Genomic DNA, 12,642 nt, shown 5'->3' on the forward strand with positions numbered 1-12,642 from the left:
GCCACGGATCACGGGGACGGGGGCAGTTGGGCGCGCACCCACCGAGGGTCGGGGTTGACGTGCGGCCGGCCCGCCACCACGACGGTCGGCACGGTCTCGTTGCCGTCGTTGACTTCCCTGACCGCCGCCGCCCCGGCCGGGTCGCGCCAGATGTCGACCCAGTGCATCCGGCGGGCGCTGCGGCCCAACCTCAGCCGCAGGCGCAGGCAGTACGTGCATCCGACCCGCCAGTAGACGATCGGCCGGCCGTCGACCGCGCTGCGGCGCTGGGCCTCCGCCGCGCCTGTCGACCGTGGGAACGCCAGTGGTGAGTTCAGCCCTGCGAGCAGGACGGACAGCAGCAGGAACGCGACCCCCGCACCGATTGCCCCCTTGACGAACTGTGCGGCCGCGACGAGTGAGCCGCAGACCGCCAGCGACAAGGGCAGGATCCAGATACGTGTCATGATCACGCAGGTTACCGGTGGCGCGGTTCCGGCGGTTCGACGGGCCGGGACGCGGGAGCCCGGTCGTCACGGTCGGTGTCGCCACGCCCGCCCTTACCCGGACTCGCCGATCACCGCGAACCTCGTTCGTCCCTCCCTGCCGGACCCGTCCCGGCCCCGTGACGGCTCGGCGTACCGGCACTCCTGCCCGCCGCGCGTACGCCGTTCGTGCGCCCGTTCGTGCGAAAGAGGGCATCGGCCCGCGCGTTCGGCCGACGGGAGGAGGGCCCGCACCCTTGGATGGGCCGCGGTGGTGCAGCGGAACGATCCGAAATCGAAGTCCTGGCCCGAGGACGTCCGGAGGTGTCGCGTGACCGGCCTTCAGCTGTCGGTCGTCGTGCCCTGCTTCAACGAGGCCGAGGGCATCACGTCATTCCACACGGCTCTGGTCGCCGTCCTGGAAGGCCTCGGAGAGACCTTCGAGATCTGCTACGTGGACGACGGCAGCCTCGACCGCACACGCCTGCTCCTCAACTCCTTCGCCGCCCAGGACGAACGGACCCACTACACGGCGTTCAGCCGGAACTTCGGCAAGGAGGCCGCCATACTCGCCGGTCTCCGCATGTCGAGGGGGGAGGCTGTGGTGATCATGGACGCCGACCTCCAGCACCCCCCGGAGCTCATCCCCCGCATGCTCGAACTGCACCGCCACGGCTACGACCAGGTCATCCCGCGTCGTGACCGCTCGGGTGAGGGCATGGTCCGCAGCACCCTCAGCCACGCCTACTACGCGGTCGTGCGCCGCTGTGTGGACGTCGAGCTCCTCGACGGATCGGGGGACTTCCGGCTGCTGTCCAGGCGGGCGGTGGTGAGCGTGCTGTCCCTGCCGGAGAGCAACCGCTTCTCGAAGGGGATCTTCTCCTGGATCGGCTTCGACACGGTCAGCTTCCGCTACCGGAACAGCGAACGCGCGGCCGGCCGGTCGAAGTGGGGAAGCAGACGGCTGCTGAACTACGGGATCGACGGACTCCTGTCCTTCAACAACCGTCCGCTCCGCCTGGCCATCTACACCGGCTTCTGGGTGTTCCTGTCGGCGCTGGCCTACGCGGTGTGGACCGTGGTGACCGTGGTCCTGCACGGCGCCGACACACCGGGCTACGCCACGCTGCTCACCGCGGTCGTGGCCCTCAGCGGCATCCAGCTGGTCACCCTCGGGGTCATCGGCGAATACGTGGGGCGCATCTACCACGAGGCGAAGCACCGCCCGCCCTACGTGGTGCGGGAGACCGACGAGAACTGCCCGGCGCTGTCGGGCCGCCCTCCCCCGGTCGCGGCGGAGCTGGACGAGCCGGTACCCCCACGGGTACGCACCGCGCGCCAGTTCGGCAGTTTCGTCCTGGTGGGGTGTGTGAACACGGCCGTCTACCTCGGTGTGTACGCGGTCCTGAACCGGTGGATCCCCTACCTGACCGCCCATGTCATCGGCTACGCGGTCAGTATCGTGTGTTCGTTCCTGCTCAACTCCTACGTCACCTGCCGGACGAAGCCGACGTGGCGCGCGTTCGTGCGCTATCCCGTGTCCAGCGTCGTCAATCTCGTGGCGTCGGGCGCGCTCCTGTACGGGGCGGTCAGCGGACTGGGCATGGACAAGAACCTGGCCGCTCTCGTCGCCGGGGTCCTCGTCACCCCGGTCTCCTTCCTGCTCGCCCGGTGGGCGATCATGTCGGGCCGTCGTCCCGCATTCGAGCCGGTCGCACAGCCGCCCCACGGGCCGGCCGGCGATCCGGCCCCCGGCCGCAGCCCCCTGCACTCCTCCGAGGACCGGTGAAGCGATGTCGGACAGCACACCGGAATCCGCGATCCCGGAGCGGCCGGACGCCACACGGCGGCAGGACGCGCACGACCTGCGGGGCACGCCGGGACGGCCGGAGCACGGCACCCCGCCACGCTCGCGGACCTCGGTCTGGGTGACCGCACTCTCACTGCCGCCCCTGGCCCTGCTCGCCGCGGCGGCCTGGTTCGGCCGGTCGGTCCGGCCGGGCGCGGACGACTGGTGCTTCCTCCCCGCGGTGCGGGACGACGGCATCACCGGCCTCGTCGGCCGGTTCTACTTCGACGACAACGGACGGGTCGCGAACGCGGTGCTGGTCGGCGCCTACGCGAAGTTCCAGGTCGCGGGCCACCAGTGGTTCGGACTGGTCAGCGGTGTCCTGACGCTCGCGGTGCTGTGGGCGACGACGGTCGCCGTGCTGCGGCGCGGCCGGCTCACCGTGCCACGGGGGCTTCCGCTGCTTGTCGCGGCGACGGCGACCGCCCTCTTCCTGTTCGTCACACCCAACACGTACAAGACCTTCTACTGGCCCGCCGCATCCGTCTCGCACACGATGCCCCCGGTACTGGCCTGCGCAGCTCTGCTCCCGTTCCTGGTGGCCCGCTCGCGCCGCGGCAGGGGCGCGGCCCTCGCCACCGCCCTGGTGGCCGGCCTGGTCATCGGCACCCTGTCGGAGGAGACCGCGATCGTCGTGGCGGTACTGCTGGTCACCGTCCTCCTGCTCAGCGGCCGTGCCGTCGCCGAGCCCTCCCGGCGCTTCGTACGCCTCTGGTGTGCGGCGGGCGTCGCCGGGGTCGCGGCCGGGGCGGCCGTCCTGATCACCTCGCCCGGATCGGACTCCCGGCGGGAACGGTTCGGGGCGGGTACGACCTCCTTGGTCGCACCCGAGTCGCTCGCCGCCTCGCTGCGCGGGTTCGCGGAGATCGTTTACACCGTGGTCACCACCTGGCAGTACGTCGGCGCGGTCGCGGTGGGGGTGATCCTCGGCCTGCTGTGCCGGCGTCCGGACGGGAACACGCCCGTCCTGCCCGCCAAATGGCCGCTGACCGCCTGTGCCGGAGTGGCCGCCCTTCTCGTGTCCGGCTACCTCTGCACGGTCGTCACCTACCCGGTCTTCCGTGAGCGGGTGAGCGCCCCCAGCGCCAACCGGCTGTGGAACGACTACCTCTTGGTGTACGTGGCCCTGCTCGTCTGTGCCGGGGCGATGCTGGGAGTGGCCGCCCGGCGGCGTGCCCACAGGACCGGACCTCTGCAAGCCGCGTGCGCGGTGCTCTGCTTCCTTGTCTGCTTCGGCCCGGCCGTCGCGTTGCTCGACCTCGACGCGAACATGCGCGCGCGGGCCGCGAAATGGGACGCCCAGGACCGGCGGCTGCGGGAGGGTGCGAGCGCGGGCGCCGGAGTGCTCCCTTACGAACGGCTCGTGATCAGCCAGATGCTGGAGCCGTTCAGCCGGCAGGGACGCTCCTACTGGCCCGGCGGGTGTGTCGCCGACTACTACCGGATCGAGCGCGTCACCGACGCCACCCGGCCTCCCGGCCGGACGTAGTCCAGCAGACCGCTGTCACGCACTCCTCTCCGCGCATGACCGTCTGCGGAGGCGGGACGAGCTCTGTGCGAGCCGAAACCATGATGCTATTGTTCTACTTCAATACGAACAACTTGGGGGAAGCAGATGACCGGCTTCAGAAGAAGTGCACTGACGGCCGTACCGTTCCTTGCCGCCACCGTCGCCTACGCCGGCCTTTTCCTGTGGAGCTACGACCGGCTGCCGGAGCGGATCGCCACGCGTTTCTCGGCGGACGGCGCAGCCGACGACTACATGAGCCGAGCGGCCGCGCTGTGGCTCGGATGCGCCGTGCTCGTCGGCCTCGGCCTGCTGTTCACCGTCCTGACATCGGCCGCCGGAAAGAGCACGGGAGCACGGCTGAACGCCGCCGTCGGCGTCGGCACGGCCGTCACCCTCGGTTATCCGCTGATCCTCACCGTCCTCGTCAACAGGGACATCCAGGACCCGGCCGCCGCCGAACTGCCCTTGTGGCACGTGGCCGTGCTGCTGACGGGAGGCGTGGCCGCAGGTGCGCTGGCCTGGCGGCTGATGGGCGCGGGCCCACACCCCGAGCCGTCACCGCCGGCCCCCTCGCTGCCCCTGGCCGAGGGTGAAGCCGCGGCCTGGAGCCGCACCGTGGTCTCCCGCGCTCTGTTGTTCCCGGCCGGTGCCGTCGCTGCCGTCGGGGCGTTCACCGCGGTGTCCGGGAACCGGTGGGCAGGCCTGCTGCCGCTCGTACTCGGCCTGGCCTGTTCCGCGTTCGCCGGCGTCCGGGTCACCGTGGACCGACGCGGACTCACCGTCGCCTCCACGGTCCTTCCCAGGCCGCGGCTCGCCCTGCCGCTCGGCAGCATCGTCGACGCGGGCAGTGTCCAGGTCAGTGCCATGGGTGACTTCGGTGGTTGGGGCTACCGGATACGACCGGGCCGGCGAGGCGTCCTGCTGCGTTCGGGAGAGGCGCTCTCGGTCCGCACGTCCGGCGGACGCGAGTACGTGGTCACCGTCGACGACTCGACGACCGCGGCGGCGCTGCTCAACGGCCTGGCGGACCGGCACGCGAGGAAGAGCGACTAGCCATGCTGTTCCGTGTGCTTCCCGGCTCGCCCGTGCCGTTGGGCGAGCAGATCGCCGCCTGTGTACGGGGGGCCATCGCCGACGGCACGGCGACCCCCGGCGAGCGACTGCCGTCCGCCCGCGAGGTCGCCGATTCACTGGGCGTCAACGTGCACACCGTTCTCCGCGGATACCAGCGCCTGCGCGACGAGGGCCTGATCGAACTGCGCCGCGGCCGGGGCGCGGTCATCACCTCCGCGCCCGGCGGCGCGGGCAGGGCCCGGCTCACCGAGGCCGTGCACGGCCTCGTCAGCCAGGCGCGCGAGCTCGGCCTCACGGACCAGGAGGTCCTGACCCTGGTCGACAACGTCCTGGGGAGCGCGCCCGTCACGACGGGGCCCGACCGCGACGACTGAGCACCTCGCCGCAGCGGCTCCTGCCCGGCCATGACACCCGACGGCGAAGCGCGAGAGCGCGCCCGGACGCGGGCGGTTCACCCGGAACATCAGTAACACACGGGACACGCCAGCGTGTTGAAGCGTCCGCCGGGCGATCATAGACTCCTTCGCCGTCGGCTCCGGTTCGCGTCCGCGACTGTGATCCCGCTCCGCGGACGTGCGCGGCCACCGTCGCGCCCCTGACGGCGGGCCTGGAGCCGCTGCTCGGCCTGCACCACTGCGACACCCCGTATCCACCCAGCCGGGAGAAGCATGTGAGAGCACGTCGCACGGCCAGATGGGCCACCTCAGCACTGGTCACCACCCTCGCGCTGACCGGCGTCCTCGCCGGCGCCGCAGCGGCCTCCGGGCCCGCGGCGACGCAGGGCCTCACGCGGTCGGTGGCCACCGCGACCAGCCCCGTGACACACGAGGAGAACGACCGCGTCCCGGAGGGCTCGCTCTGGACCCAGCACTACTTCCCCTCCTCGGACCGCTCCGGCACCGAACTGCACGCCGACGTACTGCTGCCGGAAGGGCTGCCGAAGCGGGCGAAAGTGCCCGTCATCCTCTCGGTGGGCCCGTACTTCGGGCACTCCGGACAGTCGGGCCTCGAGGGCTGGACCCACACCGGCCCCTCCGACCGCTTCCGTGACTTCATCGAGGGCACCGACCTCTTCGACGAGGGCTACGCCTTCGTCATGGTGGATCTGCGCGGCTTCGGCGGCTCCACAGGGTGCCTCGACTGGGGCGGGCCCGGCGAGCAGGCGGACGTGAAGGCGGCGATCGACTGGGCGGCACGCCAGCCCTGGTCCACGGGCGCCGTGGGCCTGTACGGCAAGTCCTACGACGCCGTGACGGGCCTCATCGGAAACAATCTGGACCAGCGCGCGCTCAAGGCCGTCGTCGCCCAGGAGCCCGTCTGGGACATGTACCAGTACATCTACTCGAACGGCGTGCCCCGGCCGAACGTCACGGGAACCGCCAATGCCTACAACTCCATCGCCACGCTCGGCCAGTTGCCTGACGACGACCCTCGCTATGTGGCCAACTCCCGTTACGAGGAGACCCATCCGGAGTGCCTCACACAGAACGCGGCCGGATATCGGATAGCCGACCAGGACGACGAGTTCTGGACCTCCCGCGACCTGGCGAAGGCTGCCCGGGGCACCGACACCCCGCTCTTCGTGACCCAGGGGTTCATCGAGAACAACACCAAACCCGAGGAGATGCAGGAGTACCTGGACAACCACAGGGGCCCCGAGCGTGGGTGGGTGGGCCAGTGGGAACACGTGCGCGGCGGAGACCGCACGAGCGACGGGCGCCTCTCCATGGGGCGTGAGGGCTGGTACGACGAGACCCTTTCCTTCTACGACCAGTACCTCAAGGGCATCAGGCCGGCGGTCCGCCACCCGGCCTACTCCGTCGAGGACAACACCGGCGCGTGGCGAGCCCAGAAGACCTGGCCGGTCGTGGAGCGCGCCGTCACCGTCCCCCTCGGCAGCGGCTCGTACATCGACGACGGAGGGCTCTCCGCGAGTGCCACCACGTCCGCACCGGCACCGCGGCACGGCGTGGAGCCCTCCGGTGAATGGCACATGGAGAACGCTCCCACGACCGACCGGGCGGCGCCGCGGGGCCTGGCCGAGGGGCAGGCTCTCCTCCAGGGGGCCGGGGCGGTCACGTCGAGCTTCTTCGTGTGGTCCGAGCCGCTCAGGAAGGCCGTGCGGATCACCGGGACCCCGCGGGTCTCGCTGACCGCCGAGGGAGAGGGCAACGTCATGCTCAAGCTGTACGACGTCGCCCCGGACGGCACTGCCGTCATGTTCGACGAGCAGGTCTCCCTGCTGACCACGGGCAGGCTGACGGTCGATCTCAAGGCGACCGACTGGACCCTGGCGGCAGGGCACGTCCTGGCGGTGGAGGTCGGGTCGATCCAGACCGGATCATGGCGCGACACGCCCTCCGGCGAGACGATCGAGGTCAAGGGCGCACGGCTCGGACTGGCTCTGGACGACCCGTCGGACGACATCGCCACCGGCGGTGCCCGCTCGCCGTACCTGGACACCTATCTGCGCCAGTACACGGTGGACCTTCCGGCGGGCCCCGCCACGTTCACTGTGCTCCCCGGGGGCCGCCTCTGACCCTCGGGCCGCGGCAGCCGCTCTGGCCCTCGGGCCGGCGTCGGCCGCCAGGGCTCCCGGAGTCCGCGGGTGTCCGGCCGACGTCGGCGGGGCACCCGCCACGAGGGTCCGCCGCCGGCCCACGAAGACGGTGCCCCGGCCACCCAGGAGGTTCGTGGCCCCGCCCGACCACCGGACGCCTCGCATCACCTCAGGACGGAGAGACAGCACCACTCGGTGACACAGAGGCTTCCGGCTCCTGCCGCGGCTCGCTGAGCTGCTCGCGCAGGTAGTTCCAGACGACCGCGATCAGCGCGGCGACGGGCACGGCGAGCAGGCTGCCCACGATGCCGGCCAGACTGCCGCCCAGCGTCACCGCGAGGAGGATCACCGCGGCGTGCAGGCCGAGCCCGCGGCTCTGGATCATGGGCTGGAACACGTTGCCCTCGAGCTGCTGCACCACGATGATGATGGCCAGCACGATCAGCGCGTCGGTCAGTCCGTTCGAGACCAGAGCGATGAGAACCGCGACGAAACCGGCGAACAGGGCGCCCACGATGGGCACGAACGCGGCCACGAAGGTCAGCACCGCCAGGGGGAGGACGAGGGGGACCCCCACGATCCACAGGCCGAGGCCGATGAGGACGGCGTCGAGCAGACCGACGTACGCCTGGGAGCGCACGAACTCGCCCAGTGTCTTCCAGGCACGCGCGGCCACGGTGGGAACGTCGGTGGCGAAGCGGCCGGGCAGCTGACGTGTGAGCCACGGCAGGAACCGGGGGCCGTCCTTGAGCATGAAGAACATCAGGAAGACCGCCAGGACGGCCGTGACCACACCGTTGACCACAGTGCCCACCCCCGTGACGACCGTGGTGACCATGCTGCCGACGCTGTCCTGGACACGGGCGGTCGCGGAATCGAGCGCACCGGTGATCTGGTCGTCACCGATGTTCAGCGGCGGGCCCGAGGCCCATTCGCGCAGTCTCTGGATGCCTTCGACCACACCGTCGGTCAACTCCCCCGACTGGGAGGCGACGGGCACGGCGATCAGCGCCACCACCCCTCCGGCAACCAGGAGGAACAGCACCGTCACGACCGAAGCGGCGAGGGCCGGAGGCCACCCGTGCCGGCGCAGGTAGCGCGCTGTGGGCCACGTCAGGGTGGTGAGCAGCAAACCGACTATGAGCGGCCAGACGATCGACCACATGCGGCCCAGCAGCCACACCGCCACTGCGGTCATGACAAGGACCAGAAGCAACTCGCCCGAGACACGCGCCGAAGCGCGAAGGGCGGCGCGGGACTTGGTGGAACTCAACGTGACAGACATGGGGTCACCCTATGGGCCACCAGACCCTCCGGATCACTCCGGCCCGGACCCCGACGCCGGGGCGCCCTCAGCGGCCGCGGGAGGGAGAGCGTACGCCGTCCATGGCCCGGCACGGGACCTGGCACCGGCCCGGGGGCGCCGCCCAGTTGGTCCACCGAGCGCTGGACGCCCGCCGCGGTACCGGCGTGTTCGGTGAGACCGTGCAGCGCCGCGTTCGCACCGTCGACGGCGATGGGGACGAATCCGGCCGAGCCCACCTGTGGGAGTCGGTCGTGGCCTGGCCGACCGCGGCGAGTCCTCCGTCAGCGGGCCGAACGGGAGGCCGGAACGTCAAGGGCGGCCGTGGTGTGACCGTCCGAGGACGTCAGGGCATCCCAGTGGACCGTGCGATCGCACCAGCGCCGCAGCAGCGTGTGGTCGTGCCCGACGGCGAGCAGTCCCGCGCCGGTCGTGGACCGGTAGTGCTCGATGGCCTCGACGAGCGCTGCCGTGGTCGACGCGTCCAGCATGGCGGTCACCTCGTCGCAGATCAGCCAGCGGGGACGCAGGGCCAGGGCGCGGGCGAGGCAGGCCCGTTGCAGTTGGCCGTCGCTGACCTCGTGCGGCCGACGGCGCAGCAGGTCCGGGGTGAGGCCGAGAGGAGCGGCCAGTTCGGCGACCCGGCCCGCGGCCTCCTCCCGCCGGCCGGTGGCGCGGAGCGGTTCGGCGATCAGGTCGGCGAGCCGCAGGCGGGGATCGGAGGAGAGTCTGGGCTGCTGGAAAACGACACCGATGGCGGTGCGCAGGGCGCGCGGTGCCTGGTGGCGCCAGCCGCGGACAGGTTCGCCGTCCAGCACGAGGGTTCCGGAGTCGGGGCGGTGCAGCAGGGCCGCGACCCTGGCCAGGGTCGACTTGCCGCAGCCGCTGGGGCCGAGCAGGCCGACTGCCTCGCCCGGCTCGACGGTCAGGGAGACCTCGCGTACGACGGGGGCCCGGCGATCGTATCCGGCGGTGATGGCATGCAGTTCAAGCACGGACGCCCTCCGGCAGGTACGGGTGGTGGCAGGCTACGGAGTCCGTCGTCCGGGGCCTGCGCCCGCAGGCGTCGGTGGCCCGCTCGCAGCGGACGGCGAAGTCACAGCCGGCGGGCAGGTCGCCCAGTTCGGGTGGCATTCCGGGTATGGGGGTGAACTCCCGCTCGGGGAGGGCCCGGAGGAGGCCCCGGCTGTAGGGGTGGCGCGGGCCGGGTGTACCGAAGAAGGCCTTCGCGTCGGCCAGTTCGACGAGTCGGCCCGCGTACATGACGGCCACCCTGTCGGCGATGCGTTCAGCCGCTGTCAGGTCGTGGGTGATCATCAGCAGGGCTCGCCGGCTGCCGGCGCCCGGCGATGCGCCGGCCGCGCCGGCTGGGACGTCGACGTGACGGCGCAGTTCGTCGACCGTGTGCTCGACCAGGTCGCGGTCGAGCCCTGTCGTCGGTTCGTCGGCCAGCAGCAGGGGGGCACCCCCGACGAGCGCGAGGGCGGTCGCGGCGCGCTGGGCGAGGCCGCCCGACAGTTCGTGCGGGTAGCGGTCCAGGTGCCCGGCGGGGAACGCGGCCCGCGCGGCGGCTGCCTCGGCTGCGGTCCGTACGGCGGCGCGGCCGCGGACGCCCGTCAGCTGGGCGACCGTCTCCTCCATGTGCGAGCGGATGGTGCGTACGGGCGTGAGGTGCGCGGCCGGGCTCTGCGGGATCAGCCCGATCATGCGGCCCCGTACCGTCCGGGCGAGCGTGCGCTCGTCGGCCGTGAGCAGGTCGAGGCCGCCGAGGTGGGCCCGCCCCGCGGTCCGGGCGTTGGCCGGGAGCAGACCGAGGAGGGCGGAGGCGAGGACGGACTTGCCGCATCCGCTCTCGCCGATCAGGGCCAGACACTCCCCCGCGGCCACGTCGAAGTGGGCGTCGGTCACGGCCGCGACCTGGCGTCCGCCCGGCATGAGGAACCGTACGGACAGTCCGCGGACCGCCAGGACGGGGGGCTCGGGTCGCTGGGTCACAGCATCAGCTCCGATCTGCGGCGCGGGTTGAGGCGTTCCCGCCAGGCACCGGCGAGGCCGGCGATGGCGAGGGTGGGGACGATGATGAAGAGGCCGGGGAAGAGGGTCGGCCACCACTGCCCGGCGAGCAGGGAACCGCGCGCGCTCTGCACCAGGGTGCCCAGACTCGCGGTGTGGGTGGGCAGTCCGAGTCCGAGGAAGGACAGGGCGGACTCGTGCCACATCGCGTGCGGGATCATCAGTACGGCGGCGAGAGCCGCTTGCGGCAGCACCCCGGGAAGCAGGTGCCGCACGGTCACCCGCCACCGTGACGCACCGCCGGAGACGGCGGCGTCGATGTAGGGGCGGGAGCGCAGGGACAGGATCTCGGCACGGACGATGCGCGCGGTGGAGAGCCAGTGGGTGAGCGCGACCGAGATGACGACGGGCCACACCCCCGGCCGGAACATCGCGATGATGAAGATGCCGAGCAGCAGGTGCGGTACGGACGAGAAGGTGTCGACGAGACGCATGACCCCCCGGTCGACCCAGCCGCCCAGTGCTCCGGCGCACGCTCCGACCGCGGTGCCGATGACGGTCGCCGCGAGGGCGGCCGCCACTCCCACGAGCAGGGACACCCGGAGCCCGTGGACGCAGCGCAGCAGCAGGTCGCGGCCGACGTCGTCCGTGCCGAACGGGTGCTCCCAGGACGGGGGCAGAAGTTTGGCGGACAGGTCGATGGCCTGCTGGTCGAGCTGCACGGCCGGGGGGACGAGCAGGACGGCGAGGACCGTGGCGACGATCAGCGTGGCTGACGTGTACACGCGGATGGTGCGGGTGGACCGGCGGTCCGTGCCGCGCGACCGCCAGACCGGCTCGGCCTCCTCCGCCTCCTCGGCGGCTGCCGTCCCTGACGTGGCGTCAGAAATAGAAGTCACAGTTCACTCAGCTTCACTCTCGGATCGCTCAGGCCGTACAGCAGGTCCGCCAGGAGGTTTCCGGCGAGCACGGCCACGGTGGCGAGGGTGGTCAGGGCGGCGAGCAGCGGGAAGTCGACGGAGGTGGCCGCTTCGACGGTGGCCGCCGCGATGCCCGGCCAGCTGAAGACGCTCTCGACCAGCAGAGCCCCCGTGATGAGCTCGGGAACCCGGGATCCGACGAGGGTGAGCACCGGGAGCAGTCCGGAGCGCAGGGCGTGGCCCAGCAGTACGGTGCGTTCGCTCAGCCCCCTGGCGCGGGCGCCGCGTACGGGGTCCTCCGCCAGTGCGTCGCCGACCCCTTGGCGTACGTACAGGATGAACCAGGGGAGCTGGGAGACGGCCAGCACACCGGCGGGCAGGACCACGTGGCTGAGGACCTGCCCGGCGGACACCTGTTCGCTGGCGGTCTCCGTGAGACCCCCGGCCGGGAGCACGTCCCACTGGAGGGCGAACAGCCAGATGGCCAGGAGGGCGACCCAGAAGACCGGGGCGGCCTCCAGCGAGTACGCGAGTGAGGTGACCGTCCGGTCGAACCAGGATCCGGGGCGGCGCGCGGCGAGAACCCCGGCGAGGGTGCCCACGAGCACCGCGACGGCGAAGGCGACCGCGCACAGCAGCGTCGACCACACCAGCCGTTCACCGATCACCTCGGCGACCGGCTGCCGCATGACACTGGAGTCGCCGAGGTCGCCGGCGACGGCCCGGGTCAGCCAGTCCCACCAGCGCACGGCGAACGGCTCGTCGGCGCCGAGGTTCTCGCGCAGCCGGTCCAGAGTCGCCTGGTCGGCGCCGAGGGCCGCGGTGCCGCCGTAGGCCTTGACGGGGTCGAAGGGGGAGGCGGCGGCGACGGCGAACACACCGAAGGTGACGGCGAACAGGACGGGAACGGCGAACAGAGCCCGCCGCCCCGCCAGTCGCGCCATTGCGC

The 12,642-nt window shown here is 71.8% G+C and carries 11 protein-coding genes; 5 read left to right on the plus strand and 6 right to left on the minus strand.

Annotated elements, in window-relative coordinates; translation table 11 throughout:
- Positions 1-8: 8 nt before the first annotated feature.
- A complete protein-coding gene (locus OO67_RS20325; RefSeq protein ID WP_033302550.1) occupies positions 9-446 on the minus strand; it encodes a glutaredoxin domain-containing protein in 438 nt (145 codons plus the stop codon).
- 349 nt (positions 447-795) lie between these two features.
- Here OO67_RS20325 and OO67_RS20330 point away from each other — a divergent pair, with 349 nt between their 5' ends.
- The 5 genes from OO67_RS20330 (at position 796) to OO67_RS20350 (ending at position 7,436) form a co-directional block, all read left to right on the plus strand.
- Positions 796-2,253 (plus strand): glycosyltransferase, encoded by a 1,458-nt coding sequence (locus OO67_RS20330; protein ID WP_033302426.1) that lies wholly within the window; start codon positions 796-798, stop codon positions 2,251-2,253.
- 4 nt (positions 2,254-2,257) lie between these two features.
- A complete protein-coding gene (locus OO67_RS20335) occupies positions 2,258-3,802 on the plus strand; it encodes a DUF6056 family protein (protein WP_033302427.1) in 1,545 nt (514 codons plus the stop codon).
- A 126-nt stretch (positions 3,803-3,928) separates the two neighbouring features.
- Entirely contained in the window at positions 3,929-4,876 is a 948-nt protein-coding gene (locus OO67_RS20340; protein WP_033302428.1) for a DUF1648 domain-containing protein, read from the plus strand.
- 2 nt (positions 4,877-4,878) lie between these two features.
- Entirely contained in the window at positions 4,879-5,271 is a 393-nt protein-coding gene (locus tag OO67_RS20345; protein WP_033302430.1) for a GntR family transcriptional regulator, read from the plus strand.
- 296 nt (positions 5,272-5,567) lie between these two features.
- Positions 5,568-7,436 (plus strand): CocE/NonD family hydrolase, encoded by a 1,869-nt coding sequence (locus OO67_RS20350; protein ID WP_033302431.1) that lies wholly within the window; start codon positions 5,568-5,570, stop codon positions 7,434-7,436.
- Positions 7,437-7,626: 190 nt separating this feature from the next.
- Here the strand turns inward: OO67_RS20350 and OO67_RS20355 are convergent, their stop codons facing one another.
- The 5 genes from OO67_RS20355 to OO67_RS20375 all read right to left on the minus strand — a co-directional run bounded on the left by OO67_RS20355 (position 7,627) and on the right by OO67_RS20375 (position 12,637).
- The gene (locus OO67_RS20355) at positions 7,627-8,742 is read right to left on the minus strand and encodes an AI-2E family transporter (protein WP_033302433.1); all 1,116 of its coding nucleotides are present in this window, start codon (positions 8,740-8,742) and stop codon (positions 7,627-7,629) included.
- 302 nt (positions 8,743-9,044) lie between these two features.
- Positions 9,045-9,755 (minus strand): ABC transporter ATP-binding protein, encoded by a 711-nt coding sequence (locus OO67_RS20360; protein WP_051709598.1) that lies wholly within the window; start codon positions 9,753-9,755, stop codon positions 9,045-9,047.
- Positions 9,748-10,695, minus strand: coding sequence for an ABC transporter ATP-binding protein (locus OO67_RS20365; protein ID WP_051709607.1), 948 nt, complete (start codon positions 10,693-10,695; stop codon positions 9,748-9,750). The genes OO67_RS20360 and OO67_RS20365 overlap by 8 nt, the downstream gene beginning before the upstream one ends.
- A gap of 56 nt (positions 10,696-10,751) precedes the next feature.
- The gene (locus OO67_RS20370) at positions 10,752-11,663 is read right to left on the minus strand and encodes an ABC transporter permease (protein ID WP_033302552.1); all 912 of its coding nucleotides are present in this window, start codon (positions 11,661-11,663) and stop codon (positions 10,752-10,754) included.
- Positions 11,664-11,668: 5 nt separating this feature from the next.
- Complete coding sequence (locus tag OO67_RS20375; protein WP_033302435.1) at positions 11,669-12,637, minus strand: ABC transporter permease; 969 nt, start codon at positions 12,635-12,637, stop codon at positions 11,669-11,671.
- Positions 12,638-12,642: the final 5 nt, after the last annotated feature.

Source organism: Streptomyces atroolivaceus, assembly GCF_000717025.1.
Taxonomy (GTDB): domain Bacteria; phylum Actinomycetota; class Actinomycetes; order Streptomycetales; family Streptomycetaceae; genus Streptomyces; species Streptomyces atroolivaceus.

What these genes read in the sequence shown, in the direction of transcription:
- OO67_RS20340 (WP_033302428.1), top strand. Translation starts at nt 3,929, where the DNA reads ATGACCGGCTTCAGAAGAAGTGCACTGACGGCCGTACCGTTCCTTGCC.
- OO67_RS20355 (WP_033302433.1), bottom strand. Translation starts at nt 8,742, where the DNA reads ATGTCTGTCACGTTGAGTTCCACCAAGTCCCGCGCCGCCCTTCGCGCT.
- OO67_RS20375 (WP_033302435.1), bottom strand. Translation starts at nt 12,637, where the DNA reads ATGGCGCGACTGGCGGGGCGGCGGGCTCTGTTCGCCGTTCCCGTCCTG.
- OO67_RS20345 (WP_033302430.1), top strand. Translation starts at nt 4,879, where the DNA reads ATGCTGTTCCGTGTGCTTCCCGGCTCGCCCGTGCCGTTGGGCGAGCAG.
- OO67_RS20335 (WP_033302427.1), top strand. Translation starts at nt 2,258, where the DNA reads ATGTCGGACAGCACACCGGAATCCGCGATCCCGGAGCGGCCGGACGCC.
- OO67_RS20365 (WP_051709607.1), bottom strand. Translation starts at nt 10,695, where the DNA reads ATGCCGGGCGGACGCCAGGTCGCGGCCGTGACCGACGCCCACTTCGAC.
- OO67_RS20325 (WP_033302550.1), bottom strand. Translation starts at nt 446, where the DNA reads ATGACACGTATCTGGATCCTGCCCTTGTCGCTGGCGGTCTGCGGCTCA.